Annotated in this window: 23 protein-coding genes; 9 read left to right on the forward strand and 14 right to left on the reverse strand. The window is 38.4% G+C overall.

All coding sequences use genetic code 11. The features are described 5' to 3' along the window. Positions 1 to 83 precede the first annotated feature (83 nt). Positions 84 to 1,439, forward strand: a complete 1,356-nt coding sequence (locus BUB03_RS12265; protein ID WP_073063461.1) for an MATE family efflux transporter — start codon at positions 84 to 86, stop codon at positions 1,437 to 1,439. 291 nt (positions 1,440 to 1,730) lie between these two features. Here the strand turns inward: BUB03_RS12265 and BUB03_RS12270 are convergent, their stop codons facing one another. After that, complete coding sequence (locus tag BUB03_RS12270; protein ID WP_083538909.1) at positions 1,731 to 2,234, reverse strand: GNAT family N-acetyltransferase; 504 nt, start codon at positions 2,232 to 2,234, stop codon at positions 1,731 to 1,733. An 85-nt stretch (positions 2,235 to 2,319) separates the two neighbouring features. After that, on the reverse strand, positions 2,320 to 2,886 hold the full coding sequence (locus BUB03_RS12275; RefSeq protein WP_073063464.1) for a Crp/Fnr family transcriptional regulator: 567 nt from the start codon (positions 2,884 to 2,886) through the stop codon (positions 2,320 to 2,322). A gap of 77 nt (positions 2,887 to 2,963) precedes the next feature. On the opposite strand from BUB03_RS12275, the gene BUB03_RS12280 reads away from it, so the two are divergent. Next, positions 2,964 to 3,653, forward strand: a complete 690-nt coding sequence (locus BUB03_RS12280) for an HAD family hydrolase (RefSeq protein ID WP_073063467.1) — start codon at positions 2,964 to 2,966, stop codon at positions 3,651 to 3,653. 36 nt (positions 3,654 to 3,689) lie between these two features. On the opposite strand, the gene BUB03_RS12285 is transcribed toward BUB03_RS12280, so the two are convergent. The 3 genes from BUB03_RS12285 to era form a co-directional block, all read right to left on the reverse strand. Then, positions 3,690 to 6,092 (reverse strand): alpha/beta hydrolase family protein, encoded by a 2,403-nt coding sequence (locus BUB03_RS12285; RefSeq protein WP_073063470.1) that lies wholly within the window; start codon positions 6,090 to 6,092, stop codon positions 3,690 to 3,692. Between the two features lie 143 nt (positions 6,093 to 6,235). After that, a complete protein-coding gene (locus BUB03_RS12290; RefSeq protein WP_073063473.1) occupies positions 6,236 to 6,664 on the reverse strand; it encodes a DoxX family protein in 429 nt (142 codons plus the stop codon). 68 nt (positions 6,665 to 6,732) lie between these two features. Then, the gene (gene era, locus BUB03_RS12295) at positions 6,733 to 7,608 is read right to left on the reverse strand and encodes a GTPase Era (protein WP_040999113.1); all 876 of its coding nucleotides are present in this window, start codon (positions 7,606 to 7,608) and stop codon (positions 6,733 to 6,735) included. Between the two features lie 195 nt (positions 7,609 to 7,803). On the opposite strand from era, the gene BUB03_RS12300 reads away from it, so the two are divergent. After that, a complete protein-coding gene (locus BUB03_RS12300) occupies positions 7,804 to 8,367 on the forward strand; it encodes a Crp/Fnr family transcriptional regulator (protein ID WP_040999111.1) in 564 nt (187 codons plus the stop codon). Between the two features lie 74 nt (positions 8,368 to 8,441). Then, positions 8,442 to 8,768 (forward strand): DMT family transporter, encoded by a 327-nt coding sequence (locus BUB03_RS12305; RefSeq protein ID WP_040999109.1) that lies wholly within the window; start codon positions 8,442 to 8,444, stop codon positions 8,766 to 8,768. A 64-nt stretch (positions 8,769 to 8,832) separates the two neighbouring features. Here BUB03_RS12305 and BUB03_RS12310 read toward each other — a convergent pair whose 3' ends face one another. The 5 genes from BUB03_RS12310 to gpmI all read right to left on the reverse strand — a co-directional run bounded on the left by BUB03_RS12310 (position 8,833) and on the right by gpmI (position 13,700). Beyond that, positions 8,833 to 9,600: a class I SAM-dependent methyltransferase gene (locus tag BUB03_RS12310; protein WP_073063475.1), complete on the reverse strand. Its 768-nt coding sequence runs from the start codon at positions 9,598 to 9,600 to the stop codon at positions 8,833 to 8,835. Beyond that, complete coding sequence (map, locus tag BUB03_RS12315; RefSeq protein WP_040999107.1) at positions 9,600 to 10,409, reverse strand: type I methionyl aminopeptidase; 810 nt, start codon at positions 10,407 to 10,409, stop codon at positions 9,600 to 9,602. The genes BUB03_RS12310 and map overlap by 1 nt, the downstream gene beginning before the upstream one ends. Positions 10,410 to 10,504: 95 nt before the next feature. Then, complete coding sequence (locus tag BUB03_RS12320; protein WP_040999105.1) at positions 10,505 to 10,936, reverse strand: BT0820 family HAD-type phosphatase; 432 nt, start codon at positions 10,934 to 10,936, stop codon at positions 10,505 to 10,507. 92 nt (positions 10,937 to 11,028) lie between these two features. After that, complete coding sequence (locus tag BUB03_RS12325) at positions 11,029 to 12,006, reverse strand: acyl-ACP desaturase (RefSeq protein ID WP_040999104.1); 978 nt, start codon at positions 12,004 to 12,006, stop codon at positions 11,029 to 11,031. 152 nt (positions 12,007 to 12,158) lie between these two features. Beyond that, positions 12,159 to 13,700, reverse strand: coding sequence for a 2,3-bisphosphoglycerate-independent phosphoglycerate mutase (gene gpmI / locus BUB03_RS12330; RefSeq protein WP_073063478.1), 1,542 nt, complete (start codon positions 13,698 to 13,700; stop codon positions 12,159 to 12,161). Positions 13,701 to 13,884: 184 nt separating this feature from the next. Between gpmI and BUB03_RS12335 the strand changes: the two genes are divergently transcribed. After that, entirely contained in the window at positions 13,885 to 14,208 is a 324-nt protein-coding gene (locus BUB03_RS12335; RefSeq protein ID WP_040999102.1) for a translation initiation factor, read from the forward strand. Positions 14,209 to 14,210: 2 nt separating this feature from the next. On the opposite strand, the gene BUB03_RS12340 is transcribed toward BUB03_RS12335, so the two are convergent. The 3 genes from BUB03_RS12340 to BUB03_RS12350 form a co-directional block, all read right to left on the reverse strand. Beyond that, on the reverse strand, positions 14,211 to 15,110 hold the full coding sequence (locus tag BUB03_RS12340) for a leucine-rich repeat domain-containing protein (RefSeq protein WP_073063480.1): 900 nt from the start codon (positions 15,108 to 15,110) through the stop codon (positions 14,211 to 14,213). Between the two features lie 57 nt (positions 15,111 to 15,167). Continuing rightward, positions 15,168 to 17,312, reverse strand: coding sequence for an alkaline phosphatase PhoX (locus tag BUB03_RS12345; protein ID WP_073063483.1), 2,145 nt, complete (start codon positions 17,310 to 17,312; stop codon positions 15,168 to 15,170). Between the two features lie 354 nt (positions 17,313 to 17,666). Next, the gene (locus tag BUB03_RS12350) at positions 17,667 to 19,496 is read right to left on the reverse strand and encodes a cytochrome-c peroxidase (RefSeq protein ID WP_073063485.1); all 1,830 of its coding nucleotides are present in this window, start codon (positions 19,494 to 19,496) and stop codon (positions 17,667 to 17,669) included. 225 nt (positions 19,497 to 19,721) lie between these two features. Here BUB03_RS12350 and BUB03_RS12355 point away from each other — a divergent pair, with 225 nt between their 5' ends. Genes BUB03_RS12355 through BUB03_RS12365 form a run of 3 tightly spaced genes read left to right on the forward strand, consistent with a single transcriptional unit; the run spans position 19,722 to position 21,579 of the window. Continuing rightward, complete coding sequence (locus BUB03_RS12355) at positions 19,722 to 20,177, forward strand: hypothetical protein (RefSeq protein ID WP_073063487.1); 456 nt, start codon at positions 19,722 to 19,724, stop codon at positions 20,175 to 20,177. A 19-nt stretch (positions 20,178 to 20,196) separates the two neighbouring features. Then, positions 20,197 to 21,051 (forward strand): nucleoside phosphorylase, encoded by an 855-nt coding sequence (locus tag BUB03_RS12360; RefSeq protein WP_040999094.1) that lies wholly within the window; start codon positions 20,197 to 20,199, stop codon positions 21,049 to 21,051. Positions 21,052 to 21,060: 9 nt separating this feature from the next. After that, positions 21,061 to 21,579 (forward strand): hypothetical protein, encoded by a 519-nt coding sequence (locus BUB03_RS12365; RefSeq protein ID WP_073063489.1) that lies wholly within the window; start codon positions 21,061 to 21,063, stop codon positions 21,577 to 21,579. Positions 21,580 to 21,684: 105 nt separating this feature from the next. Here the strand turns inward: BUB03_RS12365 and BUB03_RS12370 are convergent, their stop codons facing one another. Continuing rightward, positions 21,685 to 22,443 (reverse strand): Rossmann-fold NAD(P)-binding domain-containing protein, encoded by a 759-nt coding sequence (locus BUB03_RS12370; RefSeq protein ID WP_073063492.1) that lies wholly within the window; start codon positions 22,441 to 22,443, stop codon positions 21,685 to 21,687. Positions 22,444 to 22,972: 529 nt separating this feature from the next. Between BUB03_RS12370 and BUB03_RS12375 the strand changes: the two genes are divergently transcribed. Next, complete coding sequence (locus tag BUB03_RS12375; RefSeq protein ID WP_073063495.1) at positions 22,973 to 25,165, forward strand: type VI secretion system Vgr family protein; 2,193 nt, start codon at positions 22,973 to 22,975, stop codon at positions 25,163 to 25,165.

Here is a 25,165-nt window from a genome sequence, read left to right on the forward strand (position 1 = left end):
ATATATTATAAAATTGCAGTAGCCTTACTGCAATTTTTTTTTGACCCTATTTTAAGTAAACTATATATGAATCATAAAATATTATGAACTTTTTAAACAAAAACTACACGAAAGAGTGCCTTACCCTGGCTCTGCCTGTAATGCTTACACAGGTTGGGCAGGTCTCGGTGAATCTGTTCGACAATATTATTGTCGGAAAACTATTAGGTGCGGATGCCCTGGCTTCCGTTTCATTGGGAAATGCTGTATTTTTCTCGGTGTTTGTACTTGCACTGGGTTTTTCATTTGCAATTCCCCCTCTGGTTTCTGAAGCACATTCCAAGCAGGACCACGGAATCATTAATTCTGTTTTCAGTCATGGCTTTGTCATCAATATGTCTGTAGGAATTATTTTAATGGCTGTTTTGTTTCTGGGAATGCCACTGCTCTATCATTCCGGACAGCCGGAGAAAATCATTCCGAACACAGTCGATTTTCTGACTATTATGGCGATCAGTATGATCCCTTTCATGGCTTTTCAGACGCTTCGTGAAGTTTCTGAAGGGCTTTCCTATACCATAGGGGTAACCAAAGCGACCATCATTGCCAATATCATTAATATTGCGTTAAATTATGTTTTCATTAAAGGACTTTGGATCTTTCCTGAAATGGGGGTAAAAGGTTCCGCTTTAGCAACCCTGATCTCCAGAATATTTATGGTAGTCTTCCTTTATATTGTGTTGGTTAAAGAGAAAAAAACAAGACGGTATATCAAAGATTTTTCTTTAAAAATTCAGGTTTTCTCCAGAAACATGTTTGATAAAATGGTGAAATTGGGCCTCCCTACAGCATTGCAGATGTTCTTTGAAGTAACTGCTTTTGCCGGTGCTGCATTTATCTGCGGGCTTATTTCAGCTCATGATATTGCTTCCCACCAGATCGCATTGAGTATGGCTTCGTTTACCTTTAACCTTTGTGTAGGGTTCAGTGTGGCATCAACGGTTATGATCGGTAGAAAACTGGGAGAACAGAATTTTGTTGAATTAAGAAAAGTCGGGATCAACAACCTGAAAATAGCTTTTATTTTCATGTGTATCTGCGGATTGGTCTTTATTCTGGGAAGAAATATTTTACCTACTTTCTTTACCAAAAAAGAGGAAGTTGAAGTTATTATGCTGGCCTCGAAATTAATGATCATAGCTGCCTTATTCCAGCTTTCGGACGGAGTGCAGGTTACTGCTTTAGGAATGCTCAGAGGGATCCAGGATGTAAAGATCCCTTCGATCTATACTTTTATCGCTTATTGGGTGATTACCATTCCTTTAGGGTATTTTCTGTGTGTCACCTTAAAAATGGGTGCTTTCGGAATGTGGATCGCTTTAGGATTGGGATTAACGGTTTCTGCTGTTTTCCTGGTGAAACGGTTTTTGAATATGTCTGCGAAGAAAATTAAGCAGTAATATCGATAAATATATTAAAAGTAAATAAAATGTCTGCGCGAAATCTTCGATTTCGCGCAGACATTTTTATATAAATAACATTAAAGTCTTCGACTCCGCTCAGACTGACAATGTTAGAAAAACAACTTATTATTAGAGATGCCACACTGAACGAAGTCGAAGTGTAACATATTAACATAATGATTTTCAATAGTATTAAACTGATATTTTTAAAAGCAAAATAATGCCTTTGAGGTTGCTTCGTCGCTTCTGAACTTCGTTCGCAGACCTTTAGTCTGTTCGCAATGACGGTTACCCTACTCTTTTCCCTAAAATCTTCAGGCTTCTCTCCACTCCATCTAAAACAGCTACATCTGGCAGTGTTCCCCAATCCTCAAATCCAAAATTCCTGAAAAGCCTTAAACTGGCTACATTATGAAGGAAGATAAGGGCTACAAGGTTATTTACCCCGAATTTCGCAGCATTATCTATGCAATATTTAAGGATAGTCTTACCATAACCTTTTCCTCTGCAGCTTTCATCCAGATAAATACTTACCTCTACCGTTCCGCTGTAAGCAGCCCTTTCGTGGAATGAACTAAAGCTCACCCATCCTATGGTCTGACCATTCTGATCTTCAAACACCCACAGCGGCCGTGTTTGAGGATTGTGCTCATTAAACCATTTTATCCTGCTTTCCACAGAAACATTTTCCATATCTGCCGTTACCATTCTCGACGGGATGGTAGAATTGTATATCTCAACTATTTTTTCCAAATCTTTCAGGTCAGCATTCCTGAATTGCAGGTCTTCCATATTTGTATAGGTTCCGGTTTATTGATGTGCAAAAATAAGAAGCATTGTATTCTTATCAACAGAATCAGGGGAAAAAAGTTATCTTTTATTTTTCTAAATTTTTCAAAGTCCTGTTCAGACTTCTTACTGTAATTCCCAGATAGGCTGCCATGTCTTCTTTGGAAATTTCTATTTCCTGCTGCGCCTGAAGCTCAAGAAGCTGGGCGAGGGTATGTTCTGCAGCATACAGCTGCTGATAGGAAGCTCTTCTGGAAGTATTCACGATACGCTCAGCAAAAACATCCAGCAGCAAATTATTCAATGAAAGGTCGGTTTTGATTAAATTCTTAAAATATGGGACTGCAACAGCGTAAACAATAACATCGGTTACAGCTTCAATACTGCACAGACAGGGAATATTCCGGATCAGTTCTATTTCTCCGGTAATCTCGCCTTTTCCAAGAAATTCGACAATATATTCCTTATCATTCTCTTCGACAAAGAAACATTTGGTAATACCTTCTTTAATCAACATTATTTTGGAAGGTTTTTCATTCTGGGTGAATATCCTTTCGCCTTTGGAAAATGACCTGATGATGATATCTTCCTTACGTTCCTGTTTCTCATAAAGATCTTCCAGGTAATTTAAAAATAACTGATTGGTCCGTAGCATTTCTTATCCGGGACAAATGTCCTTTTGAAATTGAATTTTTATACTGAATTTTGTCATCAGAAAATTACAAAAGTAAAATGAATAATCATATAACAACCATTGCATTTGATGCTGATGATACCCTATGGGTCAACGAACCTTATTTTCAGGAAGCAGAAAAGGAATTCTGTGCACTTCTTGAAGATTATCTTCCGCAACATTCCGTATCCCAGGAACTGTTTAAAACCGAAATGAAGAATCTTCATCTTTATGGTTACGGTGTAAAAGGTTTTATGCTGTGTATGATAGAAACCGTTAGCAGAATTTCAGAAGGAACAGCATCCATACAATTAATAAACAGAACTATCGAAATTGGCCAGGAACTTTTGCAAAAGCCTATAGAATTACTGGAAGGCGTTGCTGAAACATTAGATGTATTAAAAGGAAAGTACAGGCTGGTTGTAGCTACAAAAGGAGATCTTCTGGATCAGGAAAGAAAGCTTAAAAATTCAGGGTTACAGGATTATTTTCACCATATAGAAATTATGAGTAACAAAAAGGAAAGCGATTATCAGAAGCTGCTGAAACATCTGGATTGTAAACCGGAACACTTTCTGATGCTTGGAAATTCGATAAAATCTGATGTTCTACCGGTATTGGAGATCGGAGGTTTTGCCGCACACATCCCTTATCATGTGACCTGGAGCCATGAACAGCATGAGCATCATCTGGAGCATAGCAATTTTATGGAGCTTAAGAGTATTGATGAGATTTTAAGATATTTATAAAAAAACTCGTCCTGACGGACGAGCTTTACAATTTAATTATTTTTTTAAGCACTTCTCAAGGAACTGATCCTGCTCCCACAAAAGATGTAAAATATTTTCTTTGGCAACATAACCGTGCGCTTCTTTCGGAAGGAGAACCATTTTTACAGGTGCACCCAGATTTTTCAGAGCCTGAAAATATCTTTCGGTTTGTAAAGTAAAGGTTCCTGGATTATTGTCAGCATCACCATGAACCAAAAGTAATGGTGTTTTCATTTTATCTGCGTTCATGAACGGTGACATCGTGTTGTAAATTTCAGGAACATCCCAGTAATTTCTCTGCTCACTCTGGAACCCAAACGGAGTCAGAGTTCTGTTATAAGCACCACTTCTGGCAATACCACAGGCATAATCTTTAGAATGGGTCAAAAGGTTGGCAGTCATAAATGCTCCGTAGGAATGACCTCCTACAGCCACTTTGGTTCTGTCAATATACCCCAGCTGATCTACCGCATCTATGGCAGCCCTTCCGTTGGCAACCAACTGCGGAATGAAAGTATCGTTCGGTTCTGTCTTACCCTCACCGATGATAGGGAATGCAGCATCATCCAGCACAGCGTATCCTTTCGTAGTCCAGTATACGAAAGATCCGTAATATGGGAAGGTAAAGTCGTTCGGGTTCTGGGTATTCTGTCCTGCTGTATTTTTATCTTTATATTCTGTAGGATATGCCCAGATCAGTAAAGGAAGCTTTTCTTTTTTTGTTTTTCTGTCGTAGTTTGCAGGCAGATAAAGAGTTCCCGTTAAAGTAACTCCGTCATTTCTTTTATAGGTGATCACTTCTTTATAAACATCTTTAATGCTTTCAAAAGGATTGGCAAAATGGGTTACTGCTTCTGCTTTATTGGATTTAATATTCTTTTTAAAATAATTCGGGTAAAGGCTTGGGGACTGTTGAGTCGTCAAGATTTCTCCTTTTGAAGGATTAAGGATATCAATGATTTCTTCTTTCCCATTCTTGATATTGGATGTGTAGAGCCTTTTCTTTTTCAGTGACTTTACATCCATTTCATCAATGAAAGGATGCTGCCCGTCTTTCGTGAATCCGTCTCCTATAAGGTAGGTTTTCCCGCCTTTCATATCAATAACGGTTCTTCCATACTGGTTTTTTGCCGTATTAAAATTTCCCGGGTCACTGTAAACGTCCTGATAATTTCTGTCATCAATAACTTTTGATTCCCCGCTGTTAAGGTCTACAAGGAAAGATTTGGTATTTCTCGTATCATACCAACCTTCGGAGACTACGGCATAATGATCATTCGTCCAGCTTACTCCTTCATATCTCTGTTTTGTTTTAAAGAATGACTTTGGAGCAGCCGTAAAAGGGGCTTCCCAGGTGAAAATCTCATCTCTGTATTCCGCAGCCTTAGACTGGTCTCCTCCATCCAGAGCTTCGGCAAATACTAAAGTTGCCGGCGCATCACTTCTCCAGCCCATGCTTCTTTTTCCTGTTCTTACAGATGAAAATCCTTTCGGCATGATTTCATTCAAAGGAACATCGTTCACCGTTTTTATAGCATTTCCTTTCAGATCATATACGGTAGTAGTCGAAGGGAACCTGTTTAGTGGAACGATATAGGAGAACGGTTTTTTGATCACGGTCGCCATGAGATAGTTTCCGTCTGGGGAAAAACTTAAACCGGAATACATATCCTGGTCTTTTACTTTTTTAAGGTTTCCGTTCAGGTCAACATTATAAATCTCAGAAGCGGTAAGAACTTCAAAGTTTTTTTCATCCTGGGGGTTTTTAAGAAGATCCTGGTAAGTTCTGTTTTGCGAAACTTTACCGTCAGCAGTAGAAACAATGGGCCCTGTCGGGAGATCTTTACTGGCATCTATCAGAGTCGCTCTGTTTTGGGGAAGTGTTCTGATCAGCAGGCTTTGTGAATCATTAGACCACGTATATGGTGTTCCTAAATTCGCATTCAGGTTATCACCTGTAATCTTTTTGGCTGAAGCAGCTTCCAGATTTACGATCCAAAGCTCCACTCCTTTATCTGTTGTATGGGTAAATGCCAGTGTCTTTTCATCAGGCGAAAATGAAATATACGTAATCTTAGGATTAGCAGGCAGATTCTTTACCTGAACTTCATTTCTATCATTAATTTTTCTGATCTTCAGATTATTGGAATAGGTAACACTGCTTGAAATATTGGTAACCGGATTAATTCTCAACCCGGCAAGCTTCATTTCCTGCTGGTTAAGATCTTCCAGAGTTTTATAGGTCGGACGGTAAGTAAAAATCACCCAATCTTTTTTGCTGTTCATCAGAACACTCGGGGGTCTTTCGTAATCTGCAAGTTTTAGAATTTCAGCAGATGGCTTTTGATAAGTAATATTTTCCTGAGCATCATAGAAATTGAGAAATGCCAGAAGGCAAATTGTCAGTTTTATCTTCATATAATTCATTTTCTACGAAAATAGTGATTTTAAGCACCTGAAATAACTTATTTAAGCTATTATTTTTAGAAAATCAAATTTTAAATCATGGTAATAAAAAAGAGCACTATTTCTAATGCTCTTTTGTTTTATCTAAATCCGGATTACCAATCCGAGGCTCTTTTTCTTTTTTCTATCATATGATCCACTGATACTTTTCCCGCGCCAAAGGCCATCAGAAGAAGATAGACAGACAGGTAAATAAGACTTAGTTCTCTTTTTTCAAAAGGATCTGCCCCATGAACTACAAAAGCAGCAATGATCATTGTAAAGATCAGAAAACCCAAAGAAAACCTTGTAAAAAGACCTAAAATCAGGAGTATTGAACAAACGAATTCAGCAATAACCGTAAGAACAAGAGTCACTAAAGGACCTAATCCTATAAAGTCGAAGAACTCGATCTTACCGCCTTCCAAAAGCATCTGAAGTTTCGGAAAACCGTGAGAAAGCATTGCAAAGCCTACAAATACTCTCACTGCCAATAAAACAATATCTTTAGGTAGTGAGCTGGAATTGGACTGAAAATAGTTCATTTACTAAAAATTTAGAATTAAAGTTACTAAAAATCTTTTAATAGAACGGAATTTCAGGTGTTTTTAGTTTATCTGTATCCGAAATTTTTCAGATCTCTGTCATTTTTACGCCAGTCCTTTTTCACTTTCACGAAAAGATTCAAATGTATTTTCTTGGAAAAGAATTTTTCCAGATCCAGTCTGGCTTCTGTTCCTACTTTTTTGATGGCCTCTCCTTTATGCCCGATGATAATTCCTTTTTGGGTATCTCTTTCTACATAAATAATAGAATCGATGAAAATAATTCCTTCTTTTTCTTTAAACTGCTCAGTAACTACCTCTACGGAATACGGAATTTCCTTCTCATAGTTAAGAAGAATTTTTTCACGGATGGCCTCATTCACAAAAAAACGTTCCGGCTTATCGGTATACAGGTCTTTGTCATAATAAGGCGGGTTCTCCGGAAGCAGAGATCTGAGTTTTGGCAGAATGATATCTGTATTGAAAGCATTCAGGGCAGAAATAGGAAGAATTTCCGCTTTTGGAATTCTGTTGTGCCAGTCTTCCACCAATTTTTCCAGTCCTTCCTGTGTGGTCTGATCTACTTTATTCAGAAGAAGCAGTACCGGAACCGGGATCTTATTCAGTTTATCAATTAAAAATTCTGAAGGTTCGGCTTTATCGGTAACATCTACAATGAATAAGAATACATCGGCATCCTGTAAAGAATCCTTTACAAAATCCATCATTTTTTCCTGAAGGCCATACTTGGCGTCTAAAACTCCTGGCGTATCCGAAAATACGATCTGTAAATCATCTTCATTATAAATTCCAAAAATCCTGTGGCGTGTTGTCTGTGCCTTTTGTGTTACAATAGCCAGTTTCTCCCCCATTAATTGGTTTAATAAGGTAGATTTTCCGGCATTAGGCTTTCCGACTATATTTACGAATCCTGCTTTGTGCATATATTATTTTTTAGGCTCAATATTGAACCGGGGTGCAAAGTTAGTGAAAACAAAATTTAATTGTGTTTTGTTTCTGTGAAAAGTAAGTAAAGCCTTTGAAAAAGTAATATATTTATGACAAAATTGAATGACCGAAACAGGTAAGTTTGCTTTACATATTTTAAAACCAATATTTTTGACATTATAATTGTTTGTATGGATATAGATGAAATTCTTGACCGTATTGATGTACTTCCTGAGGCATCCAGAGGCTCCTTAAAAAGATATATCACAGAAGTATCATATCCAAAAAATTTCTGCCTTATGGAAGCAGATAAGATTATCCCGTATATCTATTTTATAAGGAAAGGTATTGTGCGGGCATACGCCTCCACTGCGGATAATGATATTACATTCTGGTTCGGCAGTGAGGGTGAAACAATAGTCTCCATGAAGAGCTATGTGGAGGATAAGCCCGGTTATGAAAGCATTGAGCTCCTGGAAGACTGCGATCTGTACATCCTGGAAACAGAAAACCTGAAAAAACTTTTCAGCGAGGATATCCATATTGCCAACTGGGGACGGAAATTTGCAGAACGGGAGCTTGTAAGAACGGAAGAACTGATTATTTCCAGGCAATTCAAAACCTCCCTGGAACGTTATAAGGATCTGATGATTAATAAACCCGATCTTTTAAAAAGAGTTCAGCTTGGACATATTGCTTCTTATCTGGGAATTACACAGGTAAGCCTCAGCAGAATACGTGCAGAGATAAAATAATGTCATTTTTTATCAAATGTAAAATTTTGTTTCCCCTCAAATCCTGAAATTTGCAGGAGAGAAAATTAAAAAAAATGAATTGGATTATTTTAATTGTCGCCGGATTATTTGAGGTTGCTTTTGCATCATGCTTAGGAAAAGCCAAAGAGACATCCGGTACTGAAATGTATTTGTGGTATGCCGGCTTCCTGATTACCATGACCATCAGTATGGTACTGCTGATCAAAGCTACACAAACACTTCCGATGGGGACAGCTTATGCAGTATGGACAGGGATAGGAGCCGTAGGAACAGCCCTGATGGGAATTTTCTTTTTTAAAGATCCGGTAAGCTTCTGGAGGATATTTTTCATTGTCACCCTGATCGGTTCCGTAGTAGGGCTTAAATCTGTCTCTCACTAATCAGGAAAAACAATTTCTATCTATATTAAATAAACCCGTTTTCATATGAAAGCGGGTTTATTATTTATTTTTTGAAAACTACAGGTAAGATTTCGTTTTTCCTTAACCCGTATTTTTTGATTTCTTCTTCTGAAAAATTCTGTGAATAGAAATTGGGCTCTGTTTCAAAACCGGCTTTTCTCAGACGATCGAAATAATCCATCCCGTACCAACGGACGTGATCGTATTGGCCAAAATGTTTCTGACGCTCTTTAGGATCTGTAATGGTGAAATCTTCATAGGTCTTTTCCATAGAGTTTCTCATCGGAACCTGAAAAATCCCCCAGCCTCCGGGTTTCATCACCCTGTACAGTTCACTCATAGCTTTTGCATCATCCTCAATATGTTCCAGAACATGATTGCAAAATACAATATCAAAGCTGTTATCTTCAAAGGGTAGATCCAGAATATCAGCTTTCACATCCACAATCGGAGAGAAAAGGTCTGCAGAAATATAGTTCAGGTTCTTCATCATTTTGAATTTCCTTAGAAATTCCTGTTCAGGTGCAATATGCAGAACTTTAGCATTTTTAATGAAAAAATCTGTCTCATTCTGAAGATAAAGCCACATCTGGCGGTGTCTTTCCAGGCTTAGTGTTCCCGGAGAAAGAGCATTTTCTCTTTGTTTTCCATAACCATAAGGAAGGAATTTCCGGTAAGATCTTCCGTCGATAGGGTCATAAAACTCATCTCCCTTGAAAAACTGGTAGATAAGCGGCCTCGCCCAGATACTCATTTTAATAAGCATTGGGCGAGGTATTTTATTAAGTAAAAGTTTCGTTACTTTTTTCATTAAAAATCCAGTTGGAAAGGCTTTTCTTCATCACTTACGATCCCCAAAGCCTCATAAACATATTTAAATGTGGAAAGCAGTACCGGTTTCCCGTTGATCACCGCCACATCATGCTCAAAGTGCGCCGAAGGCAGATTATCCAAAGTAGTTACCGTCCAGCCGTCGTTATGGAATTTTACTTTTTCCGTACCCATGTTTACCATAGGCTCGATGGCAATAGCCAGACCGTCTTTGATGACTTTACCGCTTCCCTGTCTTCCGTAGTTCGGAACCTGTGGATCTTCATGCATCTGTCTTCCAAGGCCGTGTCCTACAAGTTCTTTTACTACTCCATAGCCTTCTTTTTCACAGTGCGACTGGATTGCATGGGAAATATCCCCTATCCTTTTTCCTCTTACGCACTGCGCAATTCCTTTATAAAGGGATTCTTTGGTAACCTGCAGCAGTTTTTTAACTTCAGGTTTTACTTCACCGATTTCAAATGTATAGGCATGATCTCCTACGAAACCGTTAAGAATAACACCACAGTCTACAGAAAGAACATCTCCTTCTTTTACAATATCATTGTTAGGAAAACCGTGAACAACCTGATCATTCGGAGAAATACACAGTGAGTTTGGAAAACCTCCATATCCTAAAAAAGCAGGTTCTGCGCCGTGATCTTTAATAAAATCATGAGCCAGCTTATCAAGATATAAGGTATTGATTCCCGGTTTTATTTCTTTGGCAAGCATTCCCAGTGTCTTGGAAACTAGGTGTGCGCTCTCCTTCATCAAACGGAGTTCTTCTATTGTTTTTAATTGAATCATTGTATTAATTTACCAATGTATAAATGTACCAGTGCAACAATTTTGAAAATAAATATTGTTACATTGCTATACTATTAAATTGTTATCTTATTTTATTACCAGAAAAGTCCTTTTTTCTTTTCTTTTTTCAGTTTTGAATAGGCCAGAACTTCTTTTCCTTCTACGCGGAACTCTATTCTTTCCTGAATAATATTGTAAATTTCGCCCCATCCCGGAAATCCTCCCAGATTCCTGTCGTCGATGAACCAGTCTGCATCCAGTTTTCTTGATTGGTTCCCGGGATCGAAAACCTCTCCTTCAAAACTGGAATTTACAGCATAAAATTCTACTCCGTTCTGTCTGCAAAATTCTACGGCTTCATCTAGCGTTTTGCCATGTCTATATGTCCAGAGGATCAATCTGTACCCTTCTGCCTGAAGTTTTTTTAATGTTTCAAAAGCAAAGATTTTTGCTTTGCCAATTGCCGGATATGCATCATCCACGATAGTTCCGTCGAAATCTACAGCAATTTTTTTATTATTTAACATTTTGTCTTTTTTTAGCTTTGCAAAGATAAGAAATAAAAAGAGTGCCGAAAACGATGGCACTCTTAAGTTTTATATTTTTAAGTAATATGGAACTAACTTTTAACCCAGCTAAACTGAAACTGAAGGTCCGGAGTAGAAACTCTGTCGGTAATCTTCTGCAGTCTTGCAGGCAGTTTCATTAAATATTCCTGAGCTTTTTCAGCTTTTTCAGTAAGTCCTTTTACGTGTTCAATCTTCCATTCATCCAACAGGTCTGATAAAATATTGATATAATCGTTTCCTGTATATACCATGCATCGTTGAGCTGCATCTGAGAAATGTCCCCAAAGCTCTCCTGCTTTTTGTCCGGACTGTCTCATCAGGTGAGCAGGCATAACGATTTTCTTACGCATCATATCTTCGAAAGCAAGAATCATTTCCGATGGGTCTATTTCAAGGATTTTGGCTACGAAGTGCTTATAAGCTTTGGCATGTCTTGCTTCGTCTGCAGCAATAACACCACACATTTTCGCCAGCTTACCGTTTCCGGACTGCTTGGCCAGTGTCCCTACTCTACGGTGGGAAATGTTGGTTGCTGTTTCCTGGAAACTTGTATAGATGAAGTTTCTGTAAGGGTCCATGCTTGTTCCCAGATCAAAACCGTCGTTGATAAGATATTGGGTGGTGATTTCCACTTCTCTCATGTTTACTCTTCCGCACAGGTAAAGATATTTGTTCAGAAGGTCTCCGTGTCTGTTTTCTTCTGCTGTCCATGCTCTTACCCAGTTGGCCCAGCCTACCTTTTCTTCCTGGTTGATTCCTTCAACACCCATTAACCATGATTCGTAAGATGGTAATGCTTCTTCTGTAATACAGTCCCCGATAAGGGTTACAAACAGATCGTAAGGCATTTCACGGGCAAAGGTCTGGATTTCCTCCAGGTCATATTTAAAATCTGAGCTTGACGGATCCGGAAGGTAATCGGAAGGCTGCCATATTTTTTCAATTGGCGTTAAAAATTTATCCAGAAAAGAGGTTACTTCCTTTTCCAATATTCCCATTACTTCTTTTCTGACAAGCTTTTGATACATCTTACTAAATAGATTTTAATTTGCAAAGATATGATTTATTTATTATTTGTGGCATAATAACATATGCAACCCATACTATGACTGATATAAATCATACAAAAATGCCGCCATCTGTTATAATAACGGCATTTTTATGACAATATTATTAAATTTTAGCTAACTAAAATATCTCCTGTCATTACTTCCGGAATTTCCACTCCCATTACTTTTAAGATAGTTGGTGCAACATCTCCCAGTTTTCCGGGTTTCAGATTCCATGTATGGTCCTTATCCATTACGATAAACGGCACCAGGTTGGTGGAATGCTGTGTATTTGGCGTTCCATCCGGATTGATCATTACGTCTGAATTTCCGTGGTCGGCCAGGATAAATACGGCATAACCATTTTCGTAAGCTGTTGTTGCCACTTTTTCAATGCATTTATCTACTGTTTCAGCAGCTTTTACGGCAGCTTCAAAAACTCCTGTATGCCCTACCATATCTGTATTGGCAAAATTTAAGCAGACAAAATCGGCCGTTCCGTTTTCAAGCTCAGGCACGATGGCATTTGTGATATCGTAAGCAGACATTTCAGGCTTAAGGTCGTAGGTAGGAACATCTTTCGGACTTGGGCAAAGGAGTCTTCTTTCGCCATTGAATTCCTCTTCCCGCCCTCCTGAAAAGAAGAACGTCACGTGAGGATATTTTTCTGTTTCCGCAATTCTTATCTGTGTTTTCCCGTTTCTTTCAAGAATTTCTCCCATCGTTTCCTTCAAAACTTCTTCATCGAATACAACCTGTACGTTTTGGAAAGTCTTGTCATAATTGGTTAACGTGATATAATGAAGGTTCAGCTTACGCATAAAAAATTCAGGGAAATCTTTCTGGGAAAGTACTTCCGTTATCTCACGCCCTCTGTCTGTACGGAAATTAAAGCAGATAACCACGTCATTATCCACAATTCTTGCTACCGGAACTATGTTTCCTGTCGCTGTTGTATTGACTAAAATAATAGGTTTTAAGAATTCATCGGTCACATTATTATTGTATGAATCTTTAATGGCAGCCAATGCGTCTGTCGTTTGCAGTCCTACACCTTCTACCATTGCATCATAGGCCAGTTTTACACGTTCCCATCTTCTATCACGGTCCATAGCATAATATCTTCCGATTACTGTTGCCAGTTTTCCTACGGTTTTCTGCATATGTTCCTGAAGTTCTTCTATAAAACCCAATCCTGAATGCGGATCACAGTCTCTTCCGTCTGTAAATGCGTGTACAAATACATTTTCATTCAATCCGAACTCATGAGCGGCAGTCAGTAAACCTTTTAAGTGATTGATATGTGAATGTACCCCACCATTGGAAACCAATCCGATAAAGTGAAGCTTTTTATTTTCTCTTTTAGCATATTCGAAAGCATCCTGAATAACCTGCTGCTGTCCCAACGTTCCGTTTTCAACTGCCATATTGAGTTTTACCAGGTTCTGGTAGACTACTCTTCCTGCTCCAAGATTCATGTGTCCTACTTCGGAGTTCCCCATCTGTCCTGCAGGAAGTCCTACAGCCAGTCCGCTGGCTTCCAATGTTGTATGTGGAAATTTTTGATAACAGCTGTCTATAAATGGAGTGTTTGCTTTATCCAGGGCAGAAACCTCAGGATTTGTCCCCAATCCCCATCCGTCAAGGATTGCTAATATTGCTTTTTTTGACATTTTGTATAACTTTTTGTTACACAAATTTACCTAATTTCGGATGAATAGAAGAATCTGGAGGGTTTATTTTGAAAAGATCAGGTGAAAAAAGATGTTCTTTAGACTACTGGTATCAATATAAATAGCATAATTAATTTTCAAACCTGCTGATGTACTTTTATAAATTATTATTTAATTTTGCTTTATGGATTTACGAGATCAGTTAAAGAACCTATTTCCTGAACACGAAGAACAGGATTTTGAGATGCCTAAAGAAGAATTTAAGCAGCAGGAACCTTTGGTATGCAAATTTGAGAAGAAAGGCAGAAATGGCAAACCTGTAACAATTGTTGAAGGCTGGGAAGGCAGTGAGGAAGATTTGAAGAAAATTTCTAAAAAAATAAAAACCACCCTGGGAATAGGTGGCTCAGAGAAAGACGGAACAATCATTATTCAGGGTGATAACCGTGACAAAATAATGAATATCCTTAAAGAAATGGGATACAAAACCAAAAGAGTCGGCGGATAGATCTAGAAATAGATCTGGGTTTCCGGCATGAGGTTTTTTAACCGTTCAATCTTTGTTTTTTCTATTGGATTTCCTGTCAGGATAAGGGTTTTCAGCTTTTTCAGCTGGGCTATTTCTGAAGGAAGATCTGTTAAATGATTATGAGCCAGATTCATACTGACTATATTTTTCAATCCTTTTATCTCCGGAGATATTTCTGTGATATGATTGCTGCTGGCATTCAAAAATTCAAGATTCTGAGCTTTGAAGAGGTTTTCAGGGAGTTTTACAATCGCATTCTGCTGCAGTTCCAGGTATTTTAAATTTTTAGGAAAAGAAAGGTTTCCCAGATCATTGATCTGATTTTCAGATAAATTGAGAAACTTTAAATTTTTGATCCTGTACAAGCGGTCAGCAATGATACTGATCTGGTTTCCCTGAAGGTTAATTTCTTCCAGTGCAGGAATTTCCATCAGTGCTTCCGGAAATACATTAAGATTATTGGCATCAAAATGCACTGCCTTTAAATTTTGCAGCTTTGCAATATTTGGATTAATGCTTGTAAGGCCATTCAGGTTCATCGAGAAAGTGCTCAGCTTTTTCAGATTTCCTATTTCATCAGGAATGTATCTGATGCTGTTTTCATTCACATTCAAAATCTCAAGCTCTGTTAGGGTAAAAATCTCCTGATCCATTTTTTCAAGTTTGTTTCCCATGATGTTCAGGAAAAACAAAGACTGCAGTCTGGAAATCTGCGGGGGAAGATTGAAAAGCCCTTTTTGCCTGAAACTTATACTATAAACCGTCTTTTCACTGTTCAATGCCTCATCAATACTGGTAAAAGTGGGATATTTTACCGGATCGATCTGTGCCCTGATCTGGCAGAGATATAAAACGGAAATAAATAGGACTATTTTTTTCATAAAAAGAAGTTTCGGTTGCGGCGGCTTCGCCGCCGCAACCGAAACAGGTATTAATAATTACTTTTTCAATAATTTCACAGTTTTCTGGAAACCGCCTTCTGCCTCGACATTCAGAACAAGGATACGGGATGATTCCAGCTGGTGGGTAAAATCGAGATCCAATGATCTGTTTACTCCACTGAATTTCTTGGTATAAACAATCTTTCCGTCTATGCTGTATGCTGTTACCGAAATATCTTTCAATCCTTTCGGTGAATTGATCTTAACCATTCCTGAAGTAGGATTTGGAGCTACATCAACCGTATTTTCTGCATGTTGGTTTTCAACAGTTCCCAATGCTCCTGAAGTTCCCAGGTTTTGTTTTAGGGCGATCACAATGGTAGCTGATTTTCCTCTGTAATCAATAGTGTTTCCTGTAGCATCTACATCTGTAGTAATGGTAGAATCAGGATGCTGGATCGAGAAGAAGCCGAATTTATGGTCAGGAGTAAACGTCAGTCCTGTTGGCTCTGATCCTGCCGGCATTGAAGCGAAAAGTCTTACTTTAGGATTAGCCTGCGTATGATCCGGGGCAATTACCCAAATATAATTTTTCCCACCGTCCTGAAGAACCCAAAGGTTTCCAAGTTCATCAAAGGTAAGGTTGTCGTTTCCATCTCCCCATGCTTCAGTCTTCATCCCTTGTGGGGTATTGAATGAGTACGTTGTAGCAGCACCTCCTGCAAAAGTTTCAACCTGAGAAGCAGTTGCTCCGTTATCCTGAAGACGGTAAATTTTATCCAGTCCTTTTGCAGTAAAATAAATCTTCCCATCCAGCGGGCTGATATCCACATCTTCTACTCCGTTAAATCTTGTTCCTCCAAGCGACTGAGCAAGAGCTGTGGTGTTATTCTGATCTGCTTTTAATTTATTCGGAACCTGGATCCATGTTGCGGTAGTTCCCACAGGATCTCCGGTAACGCTTAATCCCTGGTCCAGCTTTAATACATACAGATTTCCTGAAGAGAGGTCATTCGGGGTATCCATTACATATTTGTACACCATATGAGTTCCTCCGTCTTCTCCGTAATAGGCTGTAGTTCCGGCACTGTTTACCACTACGTTTTCGTGGTTCATAATACCCATCTGCCAAAGTTTCCCTTTGGATCCGTCTGCATTTTTAGAGATAACCTGTGCTGTAGCAGGGTCTATTTCCACTAACCATCCGTAATCTTTATAGCCGTCATTGTTCACATCATTGGAAGTAACGGATTCTTCAGCTGTAACTACTGTTCCCCAAGGGGTAATTCCGCCTGAACAGTTTCTGATCGTCTGAACCAGGCTAGGGTCTGAAAAGCTTACGGCTCTTGATCTTGTCAGCTGCCAAAGTTTTGTAGAAGCATTGTAATTCACCTCAGCCATTGTAACGCCTCCCGGATTGGTTTCATGGTTTACGGAAAGGTATCCGTTTGTGCTGCTTCCTGCTTTGGCAACATAGGCTGTGAAATCATTCTGGCCGCCTACCATTCCGCCTCCTTCAGTATAATTATCACCTTCTTTTAAGATAAGCTGGTATTTATGCTCTGCCGGAATGATCAGTTTATTGGTTTGTGCAGTAGGAACAATTGAAGTAAAACAGCTGATATGTGTTCCTGTACATCCTGCTACGGTTGGTATTGTCTTTAAATAAGCATCTATTCTAAGGTCCGAACTCGCCCCGCTTCTGTTATGAAGCTCTACGGAAATCCTGTTAGTTCCATTTACAAAACCGGATTTCGGAATAGAGAAAATATTATACACGTTTTCTGCCGCACCATCAATCGTAGTGCTTGACGGTGTATTGAAAGCAATAGTACCTGAAGGCATATTATCTCTCGCAACTTCTACCCCGTTAAGGTAAACTACAATTCCGTCATCTCTCATCACTCCCAGTTCCATATTATCGGTAAGAGTTGATAAATCTACCGTAAAGTCTTTAGCAAAATAAGCTGTTGTAAGACCTGAGCTGATTGTAGTTGTTACAGGATCGCCATATCCCAGAGGCCCGTTTCCGGCTGCCCATGATGAAATGTCAAATGTTTGCCCTTTCCAGGAATCTGCCAATGCCTGGTTATTGTCTTTATAGCTCCATGACGAATTTTTATTGAATATAAAAGTCTGCGCCTGTGCACTAAAACCGGCAACCATTGCCAATGCCGCAATTGTAAGTAATTTTTTCTTCATTTTCTATTGATTTATTAGACATTGCAAAGCTATTTTTTTGGCACGGCACCTCTGTTAATAGGACTTTAAATATAAAGTGGAGAATATTAATTAATTCATAACCCAATGTTAAGGGAATTAAATAATTGTTAAATGATATGGGTTTCGAGGTTCGGGTTTCAGGATGCGGGTTTGGTGAATGAACGAAAGAAAGTTATTACCTGGGATTGGTTAATAATAGTATTAAGTATAATTCTGAGCTTGATTTTTACAACTCTTAAACCAAAATAATTTTCACCCCAAACTTTAAACTCAAAACTTTAAACTCGAAACTAATCGTAACCCGTATCCCGCATACCGTAACCCGAAACACAATTATCTCGCCCGGCTGATGTCCGTCAAAGAATTCAGGAAAGCAATAATCTGTCTTATCTCGGTTTTTGTAAGGTGCAACTTATCCGGCGGCAATGTCTGGTTTTTCATCTTTAAGCCCAGTCCTTCTCCTCCACCTTCGTTATAGAAATCTATTACTTCTTCAAGGGTATTGAATGCTCCATTATGGAAATAAGGTCGGGTAAGTGCAATATTTCTCACCGTAACTGTTTTGAAAGAATAATCATAGATCCACGATTTTTCTTTTTTCACAGGACTGTTTCCACGTCCCAGGTCAGAATCCAGCTCAATAGGAAACTGATTCACAGGTTTTGCTGTAATTCCTAAAACTTCAGACTCATTCTCATTAAAAAACGGTGGTACCAGCCCTGAAAAATGTGGGGCAAAATGGCAGGTGGCACAATTGGCTTTCCCCATGAAAAGATTGTATCCTTTTTTGGCATCTTCAGAAATGTCTTTTTCATTTCTCATAAAACGGTCAAAATCACTGTCGAAAGAATAGAGAGAAGCTACATATGAGCTTAAGGCCCTGGAGAAGTTCTCCTTATTTATTTTACCGTCTTTAAAAGCAGTACGGAAAGCTTTTTTATATTCAGGTTTTGTTTTTAATTTTTTGATGATGTCTTCATAGCTGGTATTAAATTCATCATCATTGTAGATCACGTGTTCCGCCTGCTGTTCCAGATAAAATGCACGCAGATCATAAAAAAATCTTTTCGCAAAAACAGCATTATATAAAGACGGAGAATTTCTAAGGACGGTTTTCCCTTCCACATTACTCTGGGATTTTATTTTAAGGTCAGTAAAAGCATTTTCCCCAAGATGACACGCAGCACAGCTCATTTTACCGTTCTGGCTTAAATTCTGATCATGAAAAATAGATTTTCCAAGGCTTCTGAGATTCGCATTGTCTTCCGAAGATTTCAGTAAGGTGTAGAAATACGGATCCAGAAAATCACTGCTGAAAAGATTTTTACTCTTTACATTCCAGCCGGAAAACTCCTTGAGATCATCCTCTCTTCCATCCCATTTTCCAAATTCTTCATAGAGAGGCTGAATATATGTTTTATAAAACTCAATCCTGTCAAAAGCTTCAAAATCTTTATGGTCTGAAAGATACTTGATTCCTTCAGAAAGGATTTGATTGGCTTTCTGAACGTTATAATTTTTAAAATAAGCATCATCGTTGATGTATTGTTTAATCCCGGTAAATGCATGGGCCGCTTCTTCGGAAATATTTAGTGAACCTGGTGTATCAAAGCCTGTAACTCCGAGGGTATAGATTCTTATCAGTTCTATCCTTAAAGGCAGTGTTTTGTTGTTTCCTCTGCTTAGTCCATTCTTCACAGCACTCAGGTAAAAGCCTGAATAGGAATTGTACAGAAAATCTGTAATGGTTTTAATTTTTTCTTTCTCTTCCACAGCTTCATCGGAAAATATCAGTTCGTCCAATACCTGAAGCCCTTCCGGAGGTAAAGTATATGCAGAAGTGCCCGCAGCCTCTATGTGAAACAGCGGAGCGGCATTAAGATGTGTTTTGGTGAATTCAGGATAATGATAGGCAATATAAAACTCAATTTCCTTAAATGAATTTCTGGTATTGCTTAAAGAATTCCGGAGCTCTTCAATAGAAATCCGGTCTTCTGAGAATTTATAAACATTGGACTTCAGCTGTTCAAGCTTATTTTTAAAATCTGACAAACCCCTATTAACAAAGCTATTTTCGTTTTCTTTTCCCTTATCAACCGGGTTAAAAGACATGACAGCCAAACCTATCAAAATAACTACAGCGAGCAGCGGATATAATCTCATGAATTTTTAGCGGCAAAAGTACCGTTCCGATGTTATCTTAAGTTTAAGCACAGATTAAAAAATGTTTATATTTCAGGTAAAATAATTTTTATTAATTTTAAACCCCGAAATCAAATTCATTATACTTAGAAAACGGCTGAATTCTAAAAGCCTGTTAAAAAATGATGAGGTAAGATATTGGGAGAGGATTTTTAACATTATTTCACTAAAAAACAAAATAGGATCATGAAAGCAAAAGTTTTATTCACATTTGCGGCGGGTTTTCTTTCAGTTTGTGCATTTTCACAGAAAAAGAAAGAAATGGCCGTTTATGCCGAGAAAAAAGGTAACGATTATTACCTGATACGCCTGGAAGAAAATAAAGAGATTCCCAATGTATATGTTTATTCAAACGGGGTGACAAAACCTTATAAAAATTATACAGACCTTAAAGATGTTGTAATGGACTTTCCGGGAATGATGGATTCCAATAATTCAACCAAGGAAGAAATGGTTTCCGTATTAAAAAAAGGTGACAAATTTTACGAAATAACCACCCAAAGAAAAGACCCGAAAAACTTTGAAAAGACCATTGTTACAGTTTACGAAATTTTCCAGGGACAGAAAAGGATTGTAGAAGAATATGATACGATTTATGACCTTGCCGGATCTCCTTACAAAGATGCTATTTTCATTAATTAAAAAACAAAAAATATAAATTATGCTGAATAAACTTGCTGCCTCAGAGCTGGTGCTGAATGACGACGGAAGTGTATACCACCTAAACCTTTTACCCGAAGATATTGCGGATAAGATCATCCTTGTGGGAGATCCGGACCGAGTGGCAAAAGTTTCAAAATATTTTGACAAAGTAGAGATCAAAAAAAATAAAAGAGAGTTCTACACCCACACCGGAACACTTCGCGGAGAAAGAATTACCGTAATGTCCACAGGTATCGGAACAGAGAATATCGATATTGTGATGAACGAACTTGATGCCCTGGTGAATATTGATCTTAAAAACAAAGAATTCAAAACCGAGCACAAAGCCCTTGAGCTTTTCCGTATGGGTACCTGCGGAAGCGTAAATCCTGATGTACAGGTAGATAATATGCTGGTAACCCAGAATGTGGTTGGTCTCGACGGACTGATGCATTTTTATCAGGATTACAGTTTTGAGAATGAATTTTCCAAAAGCTTTATAGAGAAATTCCCTTATGAAAAGATCAAACCGATGCTTTATTTCTCAGACTGGGCAGAAGAAATGGGAGAATATTATAAAGATGCCAAATACCATGGAAATACGGCTACTTTCCCGGGATTTTATGCTCCTCAGGGAAGACAGCTTCGTTTAAAAGCAGTAGATGATAAATTCCTTGAAACATTGAATGACCTTGGAATTACAAATTTTGAAATGGAAACCTCAGCCATTTATGCGCTTTCAAAATTATTAGGCCATAAAGCCATTACCGTAAACAACGTTATTGCCAACAGAAGACGCGGAGAATTTTCTGCAGACCATCATGCTTCCGAGAAAAACCTCATCGATTGGGTACTGGAAAGAATCATTAAATAATTAAAGATAATGGGGCAGGATATCACATGTCTGATCACTAACGAAAACATTGAATTAGATAAAAGTATTGTCCATTTCAGTATTAAGCAATTAACTTTTATTCCTTTTAATACTTCATGTGACCTTGGTATAGAAGAAGCCAAAAATTTTGACCTTCTGAGTGATTATATCCTTCATCTGGAGTCCAAGGACAGCTTTGATCACTATCTCTATAATCGGGATAATGATCATTGTGATATGGATATTTTCAAGATAGTAAAAGACTACCGCATTGAAAGTTTCATTATAGAACACTCTTATGATTGGGCAGATATGCTCGTGGAATATTATTTCATGCAGGTTCAGGATGGCAGAATCCTCAAGAATTCTTTGGTATATGATGATAGTGAGCGTTCAAAAAGTAATAAAGCCAACATTCAGGAGGCTAAAAAAAATTTAGGACTTCATTTCAATTGGTTGGACAGAACTGATCTATTTTACTCCTATTATCACGCTGACAGAGCTTATACTTTACAGCATGCAAAATAGATAATCATGTGCCTTATTCTATTTATTTAAAATACAAACATCTGCTTAATTTGTGATAGATAAAAATATCCAGCAAATTAAGCAGTTTTTATGTTAAAATAAATTCTAATGGAACTTACAAGGATCCGGATATTTGAAAACAAAATCCAGTTCTGACATTAATTTCGAAGGCAGAATGATTTTCCCATCAGCCATAGCCTCCTCTGGAAAAGGTAAATTTTTCTGCGTATTGATTACCTGTGCTTTTGAAGGATGTTGAGGAGACGCTACATTGTAAAGCTTTCCTTCTAAACCTCTTTCAATCATTCTTTCAATCACTCTGCAAATATCTTCATAATGAATATGGTTCACCGGAGCATCAAGGTTGGACACATTATAGTTTTTAAGAAGCCTGTTATCCCCCATTAATCCGGCCAGCCTGAGGATATTGGCCTGCGGATATTTATTTCTGACCATCCTCTCCCCCGGAACCTTATCCGGAGAAAGGCTTTCTTCTGCATATTCTCCCGGCATATCCGGATATACTCCTGTAGAGCTCATCACAAACATTTGTCCTTTGAAATCACCTATAAATGAGAAGAAGTGCTGTATCCTATTATACAGTGAACTTGCACAGCAGCTTTTTCCGGAAAGAGGAATGGTAATAATCAGAATATCCACATCCTTAATCTCACTCCATTCTTCTATTTTCTTTTCAAGCTGAAAATCAGGAAAGGCGGCCAAAGAAGCATTAAATCCTTTTGCTGACAGGCTTTCCACTTTATCTTTTGTTGTTGCTGTAGTATATATTTGATATTTACCGGACATGGAATCTGCAATTTTTGATCCCAGCCAGCCACATCCGATAATTCCTGTTTTCTTCATAAGTTTCCTGCTATCTGTATATGTATTTTAGTCTTTTATTATCCTTTTGCTAAAGGAAAATAAAAGAAATTTCACCTGTAAAATTAACCATTTATCCATACAATCTTCTCAGATAAATTATTTTTTGATGACAATAATGAGAGTTTTCCAGATAAGAAAGAAATACCCTAACAACTGTTAGTAGTAAAACTACGACAAAAACTAAAATTGACTGCTACTTTTTTTCTTACTTGCCTCATTGCTGCTTATATTTGTTTCACATGGACGTGATTTTAATAATTGAATTACACAACTGTAATTCAGAACATTAAATTCATGTAAATAAAATATTATTGTATTTTAAAGCTTAAAAATATATCGGGATGCACCCGCATATCAAGTGAAAACAGAACGACAATTTCCTCACAAAAGATACTATTCTGTTGACATGACCAGACAGTATTTTATCTGATGTGAGTGATAAGAAAGACCTTAAGTAGCTCTGTAAACCAGACTGCTGTTTAAAATTCGAACCCAGAAAAAATATGTTATGTTCCAAGATAGTGAGTCATCAAAAAAGCCAGGTACAAAATCCAAGAAAAATCTGGATAATCTGCAAACTGCAGGCATCAATGCAGGTAAAGAAGCAGTAAAAAAAGCCGACAGTAAAATTCAAAAAACAGTACAGACAGCCGGACAGGCCCTCTCCTATAGCAATACATTTCTGAATCAGGTTTCCGGGCCAAATACTCCCTTGGTAAAGGAAAGTAAAATCTGGTCGGATCAGCCTACCTCTAAAATACATAACGCCGGATCTATTCCCAAAAGTGAACTTTTAGGGATCAACCGTGTTATTAAGCTTGATATTATTATCGAAGGTAAGATAATCAAGCATTTCAAGCATTTTAAACTTACCCAGAGTGCCGTTAAGCATCATGAGTTTGACCTCACTCTTGCCCATGATACATTGGGAGGTCCGGAAAATCATAATCTGGAACAGGCACAGAACTTTCTGGGTAAAAGGATTACAGTCGTATTCAAATATAAAGACGTTGAAGAAAGCCCTGAAAGGAACTTTGTAGGGGTAATTACGGAAGTAGGATTCAGCCAGGATAAAGGAAGCCTTGGGAATATTGTCCTTAGCGGAAACAGCCCTACCATCCTTTTAGATGCAGCTCCGCATATTCAGAGTTTTGGCGGACGCCAGGAAATCAGCCTGAACAGTATTGCCGACTGGGTGATTAAAGAAGGCCTTGGCTCCAATAAATTTGATTTCAGGGTAGATGCCCAGCACGGAAATGTTTCTTACAGTTCACAATACGAAGAGACCCACTACAACTATCTGGCAAGAATAGCAGAAGCTTATGGGGAACAGTTTTATTATGATGGCGAAGTACTACATTTCGGAAAACTTCCTCCACAGGAAAAACCGGTTCAGCTGGTATATGGCAGCAGTGTACATGATATTAAGATCAAAATGAAGGCCCAGCATGTAAATCCTACTTTTTATGGCTACAACAGCAGCAAAAATGAAAAACTTACAACGGGAAGTTCAAAAATAAACCACCAGTCAGATATTGCCAAACGTGCCTATGAAATATCGAAGGCAACCTTTACAACCCCTTCATTGAGAGTTGCCCCTATCAAGGCTTCATCTTTCATGGATATTGATGCCTCACAGAAAGGCACGGCAGGAAGTAAAGCTGTCAATGTATTTATTACTTCCGGAAGCACTTCGGTCCCATTTCTATATCCCGGATGCGTTGCTGATGTGGAAATGCGGAAATCAGCTACCAACGAGACCGCTTATTTTACCAAACTCATGATTACGGAAATCAGTCACGAGGTAGATGCGCGGGGGCATTACACAGGAAATTTTGAAGCCATAGCAGCTGATACAGGATTTATTCCACGTCCTCAATTTGAAATCCCGAGAGCAGAGCCACAGTTTGCCAAAGTAATTTCCAATACAGACCCACTAAATCAAGGCCGCATACAGGTTCAGTTTGACTGGCAGAACGGACAGGATACCACAGAATTTATCCGTGTGATGACCCCTGATGCAGGAGGCAGTGATAAGGTCAGTAAAAACCGCGGATTTATGGCTATTCCTGAAGTTGGTGACCAGGTGGTCGTTAATTTCGTTCATCAGCATCCTGACCGTCCTTTCGTGATGGGAGGCATGTTTCATGGAGGAGTCGGCGGTGGCGGCGGAGCAGGAAATAATGTAAAAAGCCTGAGCAGCAGAAGCGGTAATAAACTGGAACTCAATGACGGTGAAGGCTCGGTATTTTTAACCGACCAGGGAGGAGCCAATATGAAATTTGATGGGGCAGGCAATGCACTAACCCATGCGAATAATAACAAAACAGTTACAGTCGGCAATAATAATACAGTAAATGTAGGCAGTGTAAGCGCCATTAATGTAGGTGGAAAAGAAGGCGGAGGAGCGAATTCCATGTTCAAAATGGATAATTCCGGTAACATTACCCTGGAATGTGATACAACGGTCACCATTAAAACGGGAAGCAGTTCAATTACCATGACGACCGGAGGAGATATTACCATAGAAGGTCTCAACGTAAAAGTTATAGGAAAAACAACAACTGAACTGGGAAAAGCCGGTGCCAACCCTGGAATTAAGATTGATGATAATATCAACGCCAATGCCACCAAAATCAATACCTCATCTTCAGGACCTACCAATATTAAAGGAGCTGATGTAGAAATCAATAAAGGATAA

This window comes from Chryseobacterium oranimense (genome assembly GCF_900129755.1).
GTDB classification, from domain to species: Bacteria; Bacteroidota; Bacteroidia; order Flavobacteriales; family Weeksellaceae; genus Chryseobacterium; species Chryseobacterium oranimense.